Origin of the sequence: Pseudoalteromonas sp. MER144-MNA-CIBAN-0113 (assembly GCF_040308965.1) — a bacterium.
Classification (GTDB): domain Bacteria; phylum Pseudomonadota; class Gammaproteobacteria; order Enterobacterales; family Alteromonadaceae; genus Pseudoalteromonas; species Pseudoalteromonas tetraodonis.
Window position 1 is genome coordinate 1 of record NZ_JBEOOG010000005.1, and the last position, 17,962, is coordinate 17,962.

Below are 17,962 nucleotides of genomic sequence, written 5' to 3' on the forward strand. Positions count from 1 at the left end.
GTTACAAACCTCGCGCCGCGATTAAACCGCCCCTAGTTTGAACAAATTTTAATCCGCAAAGGTCAACAGACCCTAGAACCCGATTAGATTTTAGTTAACCAACCGTGTGTATCTTCACTTTTACCCCATTGAATATCGTTCAATGCTTGACGTAAACGTGCTGTTGTTGGTCCTGGTTCACCATTACCCACTTTGTATTCTTTATCGTTATGGATAAACGTACCTACTGGTGTTAATACTGCTGCAGTGCCTGAAAGTGCTGCCTCTGTACCTGGTTTTGCTGCACGCTCTAAAAGCTCAGTTACGGTAAAGTTACGCTCGCTTACCGTCATTCCTAAATCTTTCGCAATGGTTAAAATACTATTACGAGTAACACCATGTAAAAAGGTGCTGTCGAGTGCTTTAGTAATGATTTCGTTGCCATCAATTAATATGAAGTTGGCCGCGCCGGTTTCTTGCACATCGCCACCTGGGCAAAATAAAATTTGATCCGCTTTATATTTAGTGCGCGCTGCTGATATTGGGCCAAGCGCGCTAGCATAGTTACCACCGCTTTTAATCATACCCATATGCGGGGCACAGCGCATGCCGTCTTCTTCTAATAAAACACGTAACGCGGTAGCACCACCTGAAAAGTAGTCACCCACTGGCGATAATAACGTATAAAGCAATGAGCTCATTGAAGGTGCAGCCGCTTTGCCAATGGCAGCTTCAGTACCAATGTGGGTTGGGCGAATATACATAGAACCAGGAGGAAGCGGCGTTTCATCGGCGTATTCACGAACAATATCGATGATCATTGTTTTTAGCATCTCGCCATCAACCGCTGGTAAACTTAATAATTCAGAACTTTGCTGCATACGCGCAATATTTGCATCCATTCTAAAAATATTTACCGAACCATCTTCATGGCGAAAGGCTTTTAAACCTTCAAAACATGTACTTGAATAATGAAGAACGTGTGCACCTGCATGCAACTCAAGCTTATCGCAAGGAACAATTGAGCTTTCGCCCCACTGATTGTCAGAAAACTTAGCTTGAATCATCTGCGGCATAAACACAGTACCAAATGCGGCCATTTTTATTCTCTCTTGTGTGGTCTATTTTTCTCCATTGTATGACAACCCGCTACTATTTAACCATAGCAAAACAGGCTGTTTTTAAATTAATTAGACGAATTATTTGCATGTACTGATGATTATTTAATCAAAAAAGCACTTACTAACTCTTTAATGCAATAATCAGCTAACAATTTAAGGTTAGCTGATTATTTAATGCATACATTATAGTAGCGGCTATTTTATTAACCTCTATTTAAATGAATAACGAAATATACGTTTTAACACCGAGGTATATTGGTGAAAAAAACCGCCGGTGTTGTATGCAATGCCCTGCTTTTGTAAAGCAGCTTGCACTTGTGGTGCTATTTCTTGGTAGCGTGACGATGGCAAGTCTGGAAATAAATGGTGTTCAATTTGAAAACTTAAATGCCCCGTTAAAATATGAAACCAACGCGCCCCTTTAATGTTTGACGACCCAAGCGCTTGGCGATAATACCACTGACCTTGGCTTTCGTTTTCACAATCTTGCTCGTAAAAGGTATGCGTTTGCTCGGTAAAATGGCCACAAAAAATAATGGTTGATGTCCATAAATTACGAATTAGGTTCGCCAATAAGTTACCGCTTAGCACCCATAAAAACAGAGGCCCCGCTAAAAGTGGAAACAGCACATAGTCTTTAATTAATTGGCGCGCCCCTTTACTAAAAAAGCGTTTTTTTAACGTACTATGCGCTACAGCCCCTTTGCGGTTTGGCTTCTTTTTACCTATAAACACACGCTCACCCGCCAGCTCATGGTACGACACGCCCCACTGAAATAGCACACTTAAATTTAAATAGGTAATAAACTGCCAAGTATTTTTTAAACGCCATTTAAAGTCATTACTTAATCTTAATAAGCCATAACCAAAATCGCGGTCTTTGCCAATAATATTAGTGTAAGTATGGTGCTCAAAATTGTGTACTCGGTTCCAACTTTGGCCGTCGCAGGCTATATCCCACTCGTATGTTTTTGAATTAAGCTGTTTGTCGTTCATCCAATCGTATTGACCATGCATTACATTGTGGCCAATTTCCATGTTGTCGAGAATTTTAGCCAAAGCCAGTAATAACACACCCGCCACCCAAAGTAAGGGCTGAATAAAACCAAGCATTAATAAAATGCGCCCACCTATTTCGCACAGTCGCTGCTTGCGGACAATAGAGCGTATATAATTAGCATCCTTTTGCCCTACTTTAGCAAGCGTCGACATTTTTATGCCATCTAAATCTTCGGCTAATTGTTGATAATTTATGGTTGTCATAGCTGTAACTCCAAATCACTGACCGCTTGGCTAACACACAGTTGAATTAACTGCTCGCCGTTATCTGATAACTCACCGGTTTTTAAATTGCGCACCACGCCCGTTTTTTTAATGCACTGGCATTGATGACAAATACCAATCCCACACCCTCGCTGCACAGGTAGTTTTTTTGCCTCAAACTGAGTTAACAACACCTCATTCGCTGCTACGTCGTGGTGATCATTATTAATTTTTACAGTAAATTGACTGTCATCATTTAAGCTTGGCAATGCAAGGCTAAAGGCTTCTTGGTAATAGGTTAAATGATGCTGGTTTGCAAAATGTGCAATTTTTTGCATAAACGCTGCTGGCCCACAGCAGTAAATATCAGGATTGTCATCGATGTTTATATGCGTAGTTAATTGCGGGCTCATATCGCGAGTGAGTAACAAGTAAGAAAAATGCGCATAACGCTCTGCTAATGCGGCAAGTTCTTCAACGCATTGGTGCTCATTAGCTTTTGCAAAATACAGTAATTTGATGGTGTGCTGAGTATTTGCTAATTGCTGGCTAAGCATTGCCAGCATAGGTGTAATACCTGAGCCACCAGCAACAAAGGTGCTGGCTTTATGCCAGCTTTTAAATACAAAGTCGCCACTTGGCGCAGAAATATTACACCACGACGGCGCCTTTAATGTGCTTTGCAACTGAGCTGTAAAACGTCCTTGCTCATTGGTTTTAATTAAAACTCGCAGCAATCCGGTTGCTTTGTATTGCGCGGGGCTGCAAGCAAGCGTAAATACACGGGTAAGCAAACGCCCGTTGAGCTCAAGCGTTAAACTAATATGCTGGCCAGCAATGTGGGCGCGCCACTGTTTATTGGGTTTAAGCGTTACACTTAAAAACTGACCACTCAACGCGTGTACATCAACAATTTGCGCACGAAAAAAGCCGGCTCGCCATGCAGGTTTAACGACCTGTATTAAAGGCTCTATGTAAGCGGCAAAGCTTTGATGGTGTAAAAACCATTTTGAAAATTGGTCTAATACCGAAGTTAGCATGGTTATTAATTCTCTACTTAAATCGACTACCCATCACTTTGTGTTAAGCGAATTCACGCAAACACATGTGCTGGGCTTTAAATATTTGAGCCTACACGTGTAAGCTCAACTTTCAGCGCACAAGTGTACGCTCGAATTTTTAAATTTCAACCCTAATAGAGTAATTATTCAATTTTTTTAAAGCGGTCTTTAATTCCTATACCCGTAAAGTTAGTTAAACACCTGAGGGACATAAACAAGCTCATTAAGCTAAAAACCAACATTAAAGCGGTTAAATAGCGTGCAATTTCATTCATCCCAAATACTTAACACTGTGATTAATAGCGTGCTAAGGTAGTTAAAATTTAGTTAATTTTGGAAGCCATTATGAACAAAGTAACAACGCGTAAAAAATTTTCTACACTCGCCACAGCCAGTTGTGCATTGGCATTTTCGGCGCTTACCAGCCTTAGTGCTCATGCAGTTGATTTTAAAGAACTAGATAAATTAGCGCTTAATGTAAAACCGGTCACTGTTGCCCAAGGGATTTCTATTCCATGGGCTATTGAGGCTCTGCCAAACGGTGATTTATTAATAACCGAGCGCAGTGGCACCTTATATTTATTGCGTAAAAATACCACTAGCTTAACTAAAATTTCTGGGCTACCTAAAATTGATGCCAACGGCCAAGGCGGCCTACTTGATTTAGAGCTGCATCCTGATTTTGCTAATAATCAATGGCTGTATATCACTTACTCAAACAGTGAAGGTGACGGTGCTGGCAGTAACACCGCACTTATGCGCGCAAAATTAAGTAACGATCACAGCCAATTACGCGAGCAACAACAATTATACAAAGGCGAGCATAATTCTAAAAAAGGCCAGCACTACGGCAGCCGTATTGTGTTTGATAACCAAAATTATGTGTATTTTTCGATTGGCGATCGCGGCTCGCGAGATATTAACCCACAAGATTTAAGCCGCGATGGCGGTAAAATTTATCGTTTACACGACGATGGTAAAATTCCAACCGACAACCCCTTTGTAAAACAAAAAGACGCAAAATCAGCGATTTGGTCTTACGGGCATCGTAACCCACAAGGCATGTGGTTCGATGGTGAAAATAATGTATTTTGGGCACACGAACACGGCCCCCGTGGCGGCGATGAGCTTAATATGATTAAGCCTAAAACTAACTACGGCTGGCCAGTGGTAAGCTATGGTATTAACTACAGTGGCACCTCGTTTACCGATTTAACCGAAAAATCAGGCATGCAAGCGCCCACATTACAATGGACACCCTCTATTGCTCCTTCAGACATGCTGCTAGTAAAGGGTGACAAATATCCTGAGCTTAAAGGAAAATTTTTACTCGCTTCAATGAAATACGCGTTTATTAGCGTACTTGAAATAGCAGATGGCAATGTCGTTAAACAAAGTAAATTACTGGAAGGCATTGGTCGTATTCGCAGCCTAGCACAAAGTGATGATGGCACTATTTACTTAGGATTAGACGGCCAAGACATTGTGCGCCTTGACCCACAGTAATCTTTTAATACGCTAATTACAGTAACAGAAAACTTTTTGCGCCTTTACTGCGTATTGTTACTGTAACTAGCTAATAAACAACGAGGGTGTTGATGTTTTCATTTTTAAAGCCAGATCCAATCAAAAAATTACGTAAAGAATACGACGCAAAATTAGAACAAGGCATGCAAGCGCAAAGAAAAGGCGATATTAAAAGCTATGCGATGTTAACTGACGAGGCTGAAAAAATTTGGAATGAAATAGAAGCGCTCGAAGCAAAAAAGGCCAAGTAACATTAAACTAAATAAGTTTAAACCTATCCCCCGCATTAACAGTGCGGGGTTTGTATTTCCCCGACTAAATAACTTCGATAAACATTTACCCAACTAAGTAAAATTAAATACACTTCTTATAAGTTCACTTTGCATTTCCCCCATCACGTTATTACAGCCCTATTGGTGCGACACTCAAAAGCCATTTTATTTCTCGCATAATCAGTTGTTTACATTAAAGTTAATTAGTGGAATTATTAACCAATAATTACTTTCCTCTGTTTGAGGGATATCCACTTTTAGGTCACGGGGTATTTATGGAATTTAAGCAAGCACAAAAAGACATGGATCTCGCCTATTTTGGTGGCGCAACAGGTGTTGTTATTTCTGGGTTAGTTTGGTGTTTTGCTGGTTTAATTGCAGTACTGTATTCAACTAAAGCGAGTATGCTTACCCTGTTTATTGGTGGTATGTTTATACACCCGCTGGCTATGTTGCTATCAAAAGTACTTAAGCGCCCTGGACAACATGACTCCACAAACCCATTAGGCAAACTTGCTTTAGAAAGTACCGTTATTTTATTTGTTGGTTTTTTCCTCGCCTTCTATGTTTCTAAGCTGCATCTGCAATGGTTTTATCCAATAATGCTGTTGGCAATGGGTGTGCGTTATTTAATTTTTAATACTTTATATGGTGCAAAAGTTTATTGGCTTTTAGGTGCTGTGCTTATGCTAGCGGGAGTAGTTTGTATATTATTAAATGCTAACTTCGTCATTGGTGCTTTTGTTGGCGGCATAACAGAAGTTATATTTTCTATTGTGATCTTCAATAAATCAAAAGAGTCAGCAGTAAAAGCCTCGTAGCGAATTGTTATCTAAAAGGAAAGTTACAGATAAAGATACTCTTAGCTTAACACTATGCATCATTAACTTTAACGTCTCCATTATTTAAAAAATAGAAGTACACCGTCAGCACAAATTTAACTTAAATTTTTGCTAACAGTCCACTAATTCTCAGGCTATTTATATTCTACCTTGGCGGTTAAGCGATTAAATAAACTAGGGAAAAACCGTTTTATAAACGGTGCCCAACCGCTTAACCCTTGGCCTATTACAACTTCGTCTTTTTTATTATAGATTGCGGTGAGCATTTTCGATGCGGCTACATTTACATTCATACCATTTTCTATTGAAGGCTCAGGTTTGTTTTGTGCCTCTCCTTGCCCGTTCAATGAATTATGGGCAATCGCTGTTTTAATTGAGCCAGGGCAAATAGTTAAGCAATGTATATTGTGCTGCGCGACTTCGGCGCGTAAGCAATCCATAAAGCCTACTACAGCGTATTTACTGCCTGAATAACCCGTTCTAAACTTAGAGCCCACTTTGCCTGCCACGCTACTAATAGCCACTACTGAGCCGCTTTTTCGCGCCACCATTGAAGGTAGCACCGCTTTAGTGAGGGCAATTAAACCAAAGTAATTTACTTCCATGAGTTGGCGGTACACTTTAAAGTCATTTTCTAAAAATAAACTACGCTGTGATACGCCACCATTATTTATTAAAATATCAATTGGGCCTAAGCTATCTATTTGCGCTGATACATCCTGCAGTACAGTTTCGGGCTTTGATAAATCAAGGGGAATAACACGATGCCCCTCGCCTTTTAACTCGTCTTTTACTTGGTTGAGTTTATCGATATTTCGCGCTGATAAAATAACCTTCGCACCTTGCTCTGCAAATTGTTTTGCAAGCTCTTCACCAATACCTGATGATGCACCGGTGATCCACACTGTTTTATTATTATAATCCATGGTTTACCTTATAGTCTTTGACTGATTATGCTTTAGTTGGGCCCGCTATTTCATTAACTTGCTGTTCTAAATTTTTATAAAAGCCCATTAAAAATAACAGCTCTGCGGTAACATACAAAGGGCCAATAATTAAACCCACTAAATCATCAACAAATGCGGGCTTTTTGCCTTCAAAATAATGACCAATAAACTGTAACACCCAGCCAAATAAAAACACCCCCACACCAATCGTCAGCCAATATGTAAAGGGCATTGCGGCGATAGGCTGCGCTGCCACTAACAATACAGTAAAAATAATGCCCATGATTAAACCTAGCGAAAAGCTCAGCATAAAATAGTAAACCACACTGGCAAGGACAAAAAGCTGCGCCCCATCGACATTAAAACTCCCTATGGGAATTTCAACACGCGCTAGTAAGCACAATGCCGCAAATACAATCAGTGGAATACCAAAAAAGTGAGTTAATACGTTACGCTTTGAACGATGATACAAGCCATACTGGCCAAGTTGTTGTTGTAGAGTTTTCATCGGTTGATCCCATTGTTATTTTTATAAGCAAAGTTCACCTTATAAAAAAGTGCGCACAATAACAACAAATACCGATGGTTATAAATTAAAAGGCTAACTAATGGCTCTATAATTGGGTATTAATGTAAACTATTTAAAATAAATGTTTAACTGTTGGCTTTTGTAATATAAGGAAATCATCATGTTATTAAAAGCCCTAGCCATAGGCTTATTACTTGCTTTGGGCGAGATAATTAATGGCAACATTAGAGTGCGAGTTCTGCATCGATTATATGGGCAACGACGCGCTAAAACACTTAGTTTACTCTCAGGCATCGCCATTATTTTTGCTATAACTTGGTTAACCCTGCCATGGGTTGCCCCTACAAATTACCTAGACTGTTTAAAGTTAGGCTTAGTGTGGCTAATGATAATACTTAGTTTAGATATTTTTGTGGGTAGGTATTTATTTAAATATAAGTGGCAGAGAATTTTTGATGACTTTAATCTCTTTAAAGGCAACTTGCTTAGTGTAGGCATGTTGATACTTTTTATATGCCCAAGCTTGGTTTTTTGGTTGCAGATGAAAGTTATGGTTTAGATCACTGCTCTAAAAGCGCAGCGTCTCTTCGCTCTCTTTGTGTATTAATCACTTAAAAATAATTTAAACTGATAGAAATGAATGAGGATAAAATGAGCAGGAAAAAATAAATTTATTTCAGCCGCTTACTCTAAAGTCGCAGCGTCTCTTCGCCCTCTTTGTAAATTGATCATAAAAAACAGTATGAGCTGAGAGAATTGAATGAGAAGCCATAAAAAATATGCTTTAGATCACTGCTCTAAAAGCGCAGCGTCTCTTTGCCCTCTTTGTGCATAATTCTTAAAATCTATTTAAAATCAGAAGTAAATGAGCTTGCAACGTGTCGTTATCTAAGCTAACGCGGTTACAAGCTTGCCTTTTTCATGCGTAGGTTGCATGGCCATTCGATCAGTGCCTTTTTCGTATTCTTGCTCCAGCATTTTTTGTAACTCTGCAAGCTGCTCTTTAATGGTGTCTATATCAGCACCTTGCTCTTGAAGTTTTTCTGCCAATGCTTCGATTGCAGCTTTTAACTCAGCAATTTTTTCTTTATCAACCCCTAATCGTTGATAAATAAGCGCCTCTTGCGCATTTTCTAAAAAGCTTTTGTCTTGTGGCTTAGTGCTTGCGATTTGCGTTTGTTCGCTATCGTTGGTTTTAGCTGTTGCCGCAGGGCCAGAAGTTGCCACTACTTCGTCAGCTTTTGCCGGTTTATTTATTGTACTAACATAAGTACTATATTGATTTTTAAAGGTTATTGATGTCATCAGCTCAAATCCATTTTTGCGTTAAAATATCTATCTTTAACTATTTTCACTTAGATACTTGTATGTGAATAACTACAGCAACTTTAATACCAACTTATATTTTTTTCGCTTCGCTTTAACTCTTTAGGGCCTGTTGACCTTTGCGGATTACAATTTGTTCAAACTAGGGGCGGTTTAATCGCGGCGCGAGGTTTGTAACCTAGTGGGCTAAGTCAAAACCGAGCAACAATGAGTAAATCGCCCCTAGGCAGAACCCGAAGGGCAGCGCCTGTTTGGCATTGATGCTGCGTTATCGCCTATTTATGGGGAATAACCACACTACATAGGCTCTGCCTTGCCTAAATACCAAACAGACTGCTGCAAATTTAATCTTGAAAGGTCAACAGACCCTAATGTAAATTAAGCCCATTTAGCTCATTACGCACCCATTGCTTATCGAGATATTGCTCTAAATTCAGCTGGGCAAATTTAAAAAAGCTGCGCGCAGCATGAGAAATATGCCTGTCTGTGCGCACTACAAAATACCAATGGCTGGCTAAGTAGGTGTCGGTTACATTGAGCACTTTAAAACTGTTATCGCCTTTTGGTAATACATGATGGGAAAGCACAGCAATCCCCATTCCCGAGGAAACAGCAACTCGTATGGCTTCGTTACTGGCCATTTGCACACTATCACTAAGGACTAAACCACGGCTTTGTAATTCGCTTTCAAAAAGCATACGCGTAGCAGAGCCTGGCTCTCTTAATAAAAATCGATATGGCATTAAATCAGCTAATGTTAATGCTTTTACATCGGCAAGCGGATGATCAAGCGGCACAATAAAAACTAAGGGGTTATGTAAAAAACGCGCAGCTTGGGCATGTTCAAGTGATGGTGGGTGGCTAAACACATAAATGTCGTCTTCTCCACGCTCAAAACGCGCTAACACTGCAGAGCGGTTGCCAATTTCTAATGGCAGCTCTACATGGGGATGGGCATTACTGTAAGGCCCAAGTAGCTTAGGCAAAATATATTGTGCAGTGTTTACCATGGCAATTTTACAGCGCCCGCGCTCCCCGCCTTTAAGCTCGGCTAAATAGTCTTGGTAATCATCAAAGTGCCCAAACACTTGCTCACAAGTTCTAAATAATTGTAAGCCAGCCTCGGTAACCTGTAATTTTTGCTGTTGCATAACAATTAAAGGCTCATTAACGGCTTCTTGTAAGCGCTTAATTTGCAAAGAAACGGTAGGCTGGGTTAAATGCAATTGCCGAGCTGTTTCGCTAATGGAGCCGGTTTTAACTACACTCATAAAGACTTCGAGTAGCCTAAATGATAGCTGCCTTATGTTCATTACTCACCTCATAGATTTTTATCTATAAGATACTATCATTCATTTTATTATTTACTATACAAAGATAGGCTTACAATAGCGCCGCTTAACAAATTGAGTAACTAATAACAAAAAGGAGAACAGTGTGCCTGATATCGTCGTAATGTTTTTTATTTTAGGATTAGTGGCGGGGATTTTACGTTCTGATTTAGCGATACCTAAAGCCACTTATGACACACTAAGTCTATTGTTAATGCTCACCATAGGGTTAAAAGGTGGCATGGTGCTGCATGGTAACTTAAGCTGGCAACTTCTTCCTGAAATGGCCTCGGTTATGTTACTCGGTGGTCTTATTCCCCTTACTCTTTACCCTATTTTAAAATATGTTGTTAGACTCAGTGTGGCCAATAGCGCCAGTATTGCTGCGCATTATGGCTCGGTAAGCGCAGGTACCTTTGCAGTTGCATTGGCTTATGCAGAGTCAGCTAAATTAGAGGTAGGTGCTGAGGTTACACTGTATTTAGTGATGCTCGAATTACCTGCCATTATTGTCGGTTTAATGCTGTATCGTAAACTCGATAAACAACATAGCCAAAGTAATACACTGTCACTCAAAGCGCTTTGGCACGAAACACTTACTAACAAAAGCGTGATTTTATTGGTAGGCGGTGTGATCATCGGAATGATGTATGGCACACAGCAAGGCAGTCAAGTAACCAGTCTTTTAACCAGTAGTTTTAAAGTAGTACTGGCATTGTTTTTACTTGAAATGGGTTTAGTGGCTGCGCAAACTCTGCGCCCATTTCCTTGGCAGCATTGGAGACTCGCTGCATTTGCTATTATTACTCCGCTATTTTTAGGTGCTATCGGCGTGGCTGTAGGCACACTATTAAAATTAGAATTAGGCTCGGTAGTGATACTCGGTAGCTTAGTGGCTAGTGCGTCTTATATTGCAGCCCCTGCGGCAATTAAAGCAGCCGTTCCCAAGGCTGATATTGGCCTAGCTATGCTCAGCTCTTTAGGGGTAACGTTTCCGTTTAATGTGATTGTTGGTATTGGTTTGTACCATAAGCTTGCGCTTGCCATGCACTAAAATAAACACCAATAAAGCCCAACATGGGCTTTTATTTTTTAACTATACCCCGCCATTACTACGTTATCACCCTCTTTAAAAAATCAACAAATATAAAACAAAAACGCTAACTTATTTCTACAATCAGATTGCAATTAAGCGATTAGTTTACGTAAAAAAACATTTTAAAAATTATTTTGATTGAGCAATTAAAAAACACTTTACTTGGTATAAAAAGCAGCATAAATTCGCAGCCAAATTAATCTGCTTCAAATAATCGCGCCACTATCACACCTAAATCAGCAATTATTTAAACCCTTTTTATCGGAATAATCTAATGGTGGAACTTGCCGATAATAGTAAATCAAATAATCCTTTAGCCCCTGTTATTGGTTTATCTTTTTTTGCTATTGCTTCGGGCTTTTTAATGAGCCTGATCCCGTTATCACTGAGTGCTTTTAAGTTAAGTATTGATCTTGCGCCTTGGCTTGCCAGCGTCTTTTATTTTGGTTTACTTATTGGCGCTCTGTGTATTGAGCGTGTGGTAGTAAAAATTGGCCACCGTATGGCATTTATCGCATTTTTAATGTTGCTGATCATCAGTGTTATTGCACAGATTATATCCCCTACAGCAACAATGTGGTTAATTGCTCGCTTTGTTGCTGGTATTGCTGTTGCGGGAGTATTTGTAGTGGTTGAGTCGTGGTTGTTAATGGCGAATACACCTAAGGCGCGAGCTAAACGCTTAGGTTTATATATGACCTCTTTATATGGTGGCAGCGCTGTGGGGCAATTAGCAATCACACCGCTTGGCACTGAAGGTGCCGTACCGTATTTATTTGTCGTGGCCCTTTTGGCGTTGGCTATTTTAGCTCCATTATTAATTACAAAAGGCCAACCTAATGCTCAGCAATTACAAAAGCTGCCACTTAAAGAGTTAAAAACTCTCAGCCGCCCTGCTATTTTAGGCTGTTTAGTATCAGGATTATTACTAGGCCCTATTTACGGGTTATTACCAGTTTATATAGCCGCGCAAACTGATCAAGCCCAATATACCGGCTTACTTATGGCGGTGATTATTTTAGGTGGCATGCTGGTGCAACCTTTAGTGAGTTATTTATCAACCCGTATTATAAAAAGCTTACTTATGGCTATTTTTTGTTTTGTTGGTGCTGCCAGCGTAATGGGAATATTAAACGCGCATAGCTTTGGCGGATTAGTTGTAAGTTACTTTGTATTAGGTGCGTGTAGTTTTGCACTTTATCCGATTGCGATTACTTTAGCGTGCGACTCGTTACCTATGGCAAAAATAGTGTCAGCCACTGAAATAATGCTGCTCAGCTACAGTGTCGGCTCTGTATTAGGCCCGTTGTTGGCAACGCATTTTTCTGATGCAAGCCATGGTGTGCTTATTTATTTAGGTGGTTGTTTAATTACCACCTGTATTTATATGCTCATAAAAAGTATGAAAAAAATACCCACAGGTAACACCCCTGTTGCAGGTTAACTAACGCAATAGACCGCTTAAGCTTATTCGTTTGCCACTAAGCGGTTTATACCTGCGCTACCACTTTACTGGCTATGTTTTTTAACTCTTTTAGCTCAATTTGATGCTCGTTTATGAGCTCGTCAACAAAACAGCTGCGGTTGTTGTCATCACTTATGATAAACACCTTGTGTTTAGCACGAGTGAGCGCCACATAAAATAAGCGTCGCTCTTCGCTATGGGCATACAAATCTTTAGCGGGTAAGAGAGCTTCTAACATTGCAGGCGATGGCTTAGTGCTCGGAAATCCAAATTGCCCGCCATGCATACCTAATATAACTACATAATCGGCTTCTTTACCCTTTGAACCATGAAAGGTATCACACTCAATTTGTAATGAAGAAAAGGTTTGCTGCAAGGCGTTAATATCGGCTTTAGTAGGTAACTGAAAGCGATAGCGTGCCAGTAAATACACAACAGCGGGCTTATTTTTGTTGATAGTGTCGAGTAAATGGGCAAGTGCCCCATTATTTAGCTCAGCTATTTTTGTATTTTTGCTTGAGACAACATTCGCTGTTTTTAATACGCTAATAGCGGGCTTTGTCACTTGTGATAACGAGTTAATTTGCTTAGCTAACTGGGCAGGGTTTTTCATGATAAAACATGAAGCAACCTCACTAATTTTATTATTAAAACGAAACGTAACATCCAGTATGGTTTGTGTGGTAAAACCAAAATGTGCGGCAAATTCTGTGGTCAGGCGCATATCAGCACCACTAAAACGGTAAATAGCTTGCCAGTCATCGCCTACTACAAACAATGAGCTTCTAGGCTTACTATCGCGCAGCGCTTTAACCAACGCCGCACGCGTAGGCGATATATCTTGAAATTCATCAACCATGATATAACGCCAAGGTGATATAAACTTTCTTGTATTAACATAATCGAGGGATTTGAGGATCATATCGTCAAAGTCTATTTCACCTTGAGTATCTAAATAATGGTTATAGTTGGCTAGTAATGGCTTTAATAATTTCCAAGCCTGCTGTATCTGCTTTGAATCGTTCTCAAACGTTATATTTGCTGTTTTATACACGCTAATTAATTGACTAAATAAAGTCGCTAATTTGGTTAAATAACCGCCAGCTTTTATCTCTTGTAGAAGCGCTATATGATTAGGCTTTGCAGTGCTTAATTCAAACCCACTTTTAACGTCATTAAGATTGTTATTTATATAGTTTACCAATGCTTTAGCATACTGTGGCTTAGCATTAGCAAGCGATTCAAAACACCCTTCAACCCATTTTATTTTAGCTTTTTCGTTTTCAGCAAGTTTAGATATTTTAGGCGTTTTTCTCTCAACCTCATTAATAATTGTTAAACCTAAGCTGTGAAAAGTGGCGGTTTTTATAGCCTGTGTATTCAGCTTAGCTTTAATACGTTCGTCCATTTCACTGGCAGCTTGCTTACCATAGGCGAGTAATAAAATATCATCGTAATTAGCTTGCTCACTGTTAACTAAATAGCCCGCTCGCGCCACCATTACACTGGTTTTACCTGTGCCGGCTCCGGCTAATACGAGGTTATTATCGTCATCGATAATGCATGCCCGTCTTTGCTTTTCAGTAAGTGGGGTTGCTTCAACGTTATCGAAAAAACCAGCATAACGCTGCAACTGGGTCTGTGTGTATTTATGCTGTAAAAAGCGAGTTAATGAATCGCTCCACTGACTATATTGTTCGAGCAGTTTTATTTGCGTGCTAACAACTGCCAATGCCTCACTCTTTTTTATCCAAGGTAACCAGCGGTTGTATTGTTGTTTAACGCGCTGTTTTATATCTGCCACATAGGATTGACGCAAAAATTGATGATGTGCAAATTGGTTAATATTTTCTAGCAGCTCATTTAATGGTTCAATATTATTATTGACCCATAGCTGATCCGTCTTGGCTTTAAGTATTCGGTGACTGCCATAAGCCCTCATCCACACTCGATACTGCCCAGACTGTGTTGAAAAACGTAGTGTTTGTCCAAGCACCCCATATTCATAACAAATAGGCGAGGTTAAATCGCACCAATTCAGTGTATCTGTGTGCTTTTTGTTGTTAATGACTAAACCTTGTTGATTAATATCAACAGCGAGGTGTGGGGTAAACAGGCGGCCAAATACGCTGGGGAAAATAGAATTCATTAACAGCAGAATTCCTTTATAAAAATGAACCAATTAACGCTATTTTAAGGTAATACGCGCTGTAAGGATAATAAATCTGGCGGTAAAATTTTCAACGCGTTAAAGTAGAACAAAAAACAACCAATCAATTTATCCATTTCCTTGGCATAACTCCCTATTGTGACTAATATTTACTCTACATACAGTGATTTAACAAGGATTGAAACATGCGAATTAACTCAATTAGAACCAAAGTTATTTTACCTATTGCTTTTTTAGCACTGATCCTTGCAGGTTTACTTGTTTCAATTGCATCAATTACTTACATACAAGACAACGCGATGAAAAGGCAAACCGAAACCTTTTTTGAAGCCGTTACCGTTATTTTAAATGCTGACAGAGACATATACCAAGCACGTATTGCACTGGAAAATCTACTCAGTGCCACAGGCGATAATGAGACCAATAAAGCAGAGTTTTTAGAAAACGCTGAACAAGTCAAAGACCGCTTCAACAAATACTTAACGTACTTAAAAGATGAACAAGCACTATTGTCAAAACATGACTCTTTTTCTCGTTTTGAGCCTTTATACAATCAGTGGCTAGGCCACAGTAAAACGTTAATGGATTCCAGTCACTCACAAAGTAAAATGCAAAGTGATTTGAATCAAACTGAATCTGAATTTTTACAAATACGAGAAATGATGGATCAAGCAGGTGAAGAGCTTCGCATCCATACCAATAAACAGCAGCAAGATAAAGTCGGCTCAGAGTTATTAAGTCGCTATGTAGAAGCAATGGCCGAGGTGCTCAATGCAGATAGAGATATATACCAAGCTCGACTAGCAAAACAAAAAACTGTAAACCAACATGGCGAATTGGCACAAAACCAAAAACTATTTGAAGAAAATGCAGCTCAGGTTATTCGTCGTTTTAATAGTTACCGCAGCTACTTAATTGATAAGCCACAACTGACACAAAAATACGCTAATTTTGATCAACTTTATCAACAGTGGTACGAGAAAGGAAAAGCGTTAGTTTACTCAAGTTCGGCTAATCAAATAGCCTTAATTGATGATAATTTAGCGCAAGCAGATAAAAGCTTTAATGAATTGAGAGAAATACTTGATATAGCGGGCGAAGAAGCGCGAACCTATGCCCGAAAAGTAAAACATGAAGTGCAAGCTAGCATTCAACTTTTTGAAAAAATTGTGTTTGTTATCATTATTATTGCCTTTATTGTTGCTTTAGCTGTGGGTTATTACATCCCTAAAAAACTCACCGACAATATAAATAATATTACTCTACGAATCCAAGAAATTGCCGCTGGTGATGGTGATTTAACGCAAAGAATTAATACTACATCACATGACGAGCTCGGTGAGCTGAGTAATGAGTTTGATAACTTTTTAGCGCACCTGCAGCAAATAATAAAAAACATTCAGCAGCAATCCATTCAACTAGGTACTGTGACCAGCGATCTTAATAATGTCTCTGATACCGCGATGGACGTGACCCAGCAACTTGCTAATGCGTCTGACTCTATTGTAAGCGCTGGTCATGAAATGGATATGGCAAACCAGCAAATGGCTGAGCTGGCTAAAAATACCGCCCACGAAGCTGATATTTCTAGCGAGCAGGTACAGCAAGGAGTTCAAGCCATTGATGTATCGAGTAAAGCAATTGAAGATTTAATCAATGATATTCAATCGGCTTTATCAAATTCTGTTGAATTAGAAAGCAGCTCAACCGATATTACGTCTGTACTTGAGGTCATTAGAAATATTGCCGAACAAACTAACTTATTAGCGTTAAATGCCGCGATTGAGGCCGCCAGAGCTGGCGAGCAAGGCCGTGGGTTTGCCGTTGTCGCTGATGAGGTTCGAACGTTGGCTACTCGCACACAACAAAGCACCGATGAAATAGATACAATGATCCAACGCTTAAATAACAATGTAAAAGCGTCATCAGATTCTATTAAAAACAGTCAAACAAATGCTAATGCCACACTCAGTAATTTTGATGCCGTTATTAGTATTTTTAGCAACCTAACTCACGCCTTTGAAAAAGTGCAGCAAATGTCGGCCGAAACCGCACAAGCAACACAAGAACAATCTCATGTAGCAAACGAGATTAATAGAAATTTGGTATCGTTAAAAGAACAGTCAGCACAAATGAAACAAATCTCTGAGCAAACAACATTGCAGTCAAAAAATGTATCAGCGCTTTACAAGCAAATGAAATCGCAAGTAGATAGCTTTAAGGTATAGTGCTGTATGTTTGTAAAACAATGGCGCAGTGTTTACTGCGCCATTAAGATAAACCCAACTAAACCGAATAGCCTAGGCTAGTGTATCAATAATAATTATTTCACACTCTGTTGTTGCAGTTAGCGTGATAATATCAGCATGAGTGACCTCAGCACCATCCCCTTTGTTCATGGTAATTACACTGCTTTTGTCATCTACAGTAAATACACCATCAGATGCAAGTACATAAGCTTGATGATCAATACGCTGAGTGATGGTGGTACCTTTTGCAATCTTTCCACCATAAATGCGTGCTTGTTGATTGATAAATAAGGTGTTACCCGCATCTTCTGCATAACCCGACACTAAAAGCGTAAGCTCGTTAGCTAAGTCGGTCGGAAATTTTTTACTTTCCCAACGCGGCGGCACATCTTGTTTATTACTTTGAATCCAAATTTGATAAAAAGTAAGTGGCTCATTGGTACGATTATACTCAGAATGCACAATGCCTGTGCCTGCACTCATTACCTGCACTTCACCTTGCTCGGTTATGCCTTTATTACCCATACTATCTTGATGAGTAATGGCACCACTGCGTATGAAACTAATAATTTCCATATTTTTGTGTGGATGCGCTCCAAATCCCATTTCAGGTGCAACCCAATCATCATTAACAACGCGTAATGTACCAAAGCCCATACGTGCCGGATTATAGTAATGTGCAAAACTAAAATGATGTTTAGATTTAAGCCAACCGTGATCGGCACTGCCTAAACTATTCTTTGGATAATGATTGATCATGGTCTTTCCTCAAAAAGAGTAAACA

The 17,962-nt window shown here is 39.6% G+C and carries 16 protein-coding genes; 7 read left to right on the forward strand and 9 right to left on the reverse strand.

What is annotated here, in order from left to right:
• Positions 1 to 83: 83 nt before the first annotated feature.
• From AAEY57_RS02230 to AAEY57_RS02240, 3 genes are all read right to left on the reverse strand, one after another.
• A complete protein-coding gene (locus AAEY57_RS02230) occupies positions 84 to 1,085 on the reverse strand; it encodes a branched-chain amino acid aminotransferase (RefSeq protein WP_288369064.1) in 1,002 nt (333 codons plus the stop codon).
• 225 nt (positions 1,086 to 1,310) lie between these two features.
• Entirely contained in the window at positions 1,311 to 2,363 is a 1,053-nt protein-coding gene (locus AAEY57_RS02235; protein ID WP_350606053.1) for a fatty acid desaturase family protein, read from the reverse strand.
• Positions 2,360 to 3,403, reverse strand: coding sequence for a flavin reductase family protein (locus AAEY57_RS02240; protein WP_024603115.1), 1,044 nt, complete (start codon positions 3,401 to 3,403; stop codon positions 2,360 to 2,362). The genes AAEY57_RS02235 and AAEY57_RS02240 overlap by 4 nt, the downstream gene beginning before the upstream one ends.
• Before the next feature lie 366 nt (positions 3,404 to 3,769).
• Between AAEY57_RS02240 and AAEY57_RS02245 the strand changes: the two genes are divergently transcribed.
• From AAEY57_RS02245 to AAEY57_RS02255, 3 genes are all read left to right on the forward strand, one after another.
• Entirely contained in the window at positions 3,770 to 4,930 is a 1,161-nt protein-coding gene (locus AAEY57_RS02245) for a PQQ-dependent sugar dehydrogenase (RefSeq protein ID WP_350606055.1), read from the forward strand.
• 92 nt (positions 4,931 to 5,022) lie between these two features.
• Complete coding sequence (locus tag AAEY57_RS02250) at positions 5,023 to 5,202, forward strand: DUF6435 family protein (RefSeq protein ID WP_010390276.1); 180 nt, start codon at positions 5,023 to 5,025, stop codon at positions 5,200 to 5,202.
• 227 nt (positions 5,203 to 5,429) lie between these two features.
• Complete coding sequence (locus tag AAEY57_RS02255; protein WP_290191057.1) at positions 5,430 to 6,044, forward strand: DUF7010 family protein; 615 nt, start codon at positions 5,430 to 5,432, stop codon at positions 6,042 to 6,044.
• A gap of 155 nt (positions 6,045 to 6,199) precedes the next feature.
• Here the strand turns inward: AAEY57_RS02255 and AAEY57_RS02260 are convergent, their stop codons facing one another.
• Positions 6,200 to 6,991 (reverse strand): SDR family oxidoreductase, encoded by a 792-nt coding sequence (locus AAEY57_RS02260; RefSeq protein WP_138764370.1) that lies wholly within the window; start codon positions 6,989 to 6,991, stop codon positions 6,200 to 6,202.
• A gap of 25 nt (positions 6,992 to 7,016) precedes the next feature.
• A complete protein-coding gene (locus AAEY57_RS02265; protein ID WP_350606060.1) occupies positions 7,017 to 7,520 on the reverse strand; it encodes an Mpo1 family 2-hydroxy fatty acid dioxygenase in 504 nt (167 codons plus the stop codon).
• Positions 7,521 to 7,701: 181 nt separating this feature from the next.
• Between AAEY57_RS02265 and AAEY57_RS02270 the strand changes: the two genes are divergently transcribed.
• Complete coding sequence (locus tag AAEY57_RS02270; RefSeq protein ID WP_350606063.1) at positions 7,702 to 8,100, forward strand: hypothetical protein; 399 nt, start codon at positions 7,702 to 7,704, stop codon at positions 8,098 to 8,100.
• A 329-nt stretch (positions 8,101 to 8,429) separates the two neighbouring features.
• Here AAEY57_RS02270 and AAEY57_RS02275 read toward each other — a convergent pair whose 3' ends face one another.
• Complete coding sequence (locus tag AAEY57_RS02275) at positions 8,430 to 8,846, reverse strand: hypothetical protein (protein WP_350606065.1); 417 nt, start codon at positions 8,844 to 8,846, stop codon at positions 8,430 to 8,432.
• Positions 8,847 to 9,235: 389 nt separating this feature from the next.
• On the reverse strand, positions 9,236 to 10,180 hold the full coding sequence (locus AAEY57_RS02280; RefSeq protein ID WP_350606067.1) for a LysR family transcriptional regulator: 945 nt from the start codon (positions 10,178 to 10,180) through the stop codon (positions 9,236 to 9,238).
• A gap of 124 nt (positions 10,181 to 10,304) precedes the next feature.
• On the opposite strand from AAEY57_RS02280, the gene AAEY57_RS02285 reads away from it, so the two are divergent.
• Both AAEY57_RS02285 and AAEY57_RS02290 read left to right on the forward strand, forming a co-directional pair.
• Positions 10,305 to 11,252 (forward strand): sodium-dependent bicarbonate transport family permease, encoded by a 948-nt coding sequence (locus AAEY57_RS02285; RefSeq protein ID WP_058154774.1) that lies wholly within the window; start codon positions 10,305 to 10,307, stop codon positions 11,250 to 11,252.
• 316 nt (positions 11,253 to 11,568) lie between these two features.
• Entirely contained in the window at positions 11,569 to 12,738 is a 1,170-nt protein-coding gene (locus AAEY57_RS02290) for an MFS transporter (protein ID WP_350606069.1), read from the forward strand.
• Between the two features lie 46 nt (positions 12,739 to 12,784).
• Here the strand turns inward: AAEY57_RS02290 and helD are convergent, their stop codons facing one another.
• The gene (gene helD, locus AAEY57_RS02295) at positions 12,785 to 14,908 is read right to left on the reverse strand and encodes a DNA helicase IV (RefSeq protein WP_350606070.1); all 2,124 of its coding nucleotides are present in this window, start codon (positions 14,906 to 14,908) and stop codon (positions 12,785 to 12,787) included.
• Positions 14,909 to 15,114: 206 nt separating this feature from the next.
• On the opposite strand from helD, the gene AAEY57_RS02300 reads away from it, so the two are divergent.
• Positions 15,115 to 17,157, forward strand: a complete 2,043-nt coding sequence (locus tag AAEY57_RS02300) for a methyl-accepting chemotaxis protein (protein WP_350606072.1) — start codon at positions 15,115 to 15,117, stop codon at positions 17,155 to 17,157.
• Positions 17,158 to 17,229: 72 nt separating this feature from the next.
• Here AAEY57_RS02300 and AAEY57_RS02305 read toward each other — a convergent pair whose 3' ends face one another.
• Complete coding sequence (locus AAEY57_RS02305; RefSeq protein WP_350606074.1) at positions 17,230 to 17,937, reverse strand: pirin family protein; 708 nt, start codon at positions 17,935 to 17,937, stop codon at positions 17,230 to 17,232.
• Between the last annotated feature and the right edge of the window lie 25 nt (positions 17,938 to 17,962).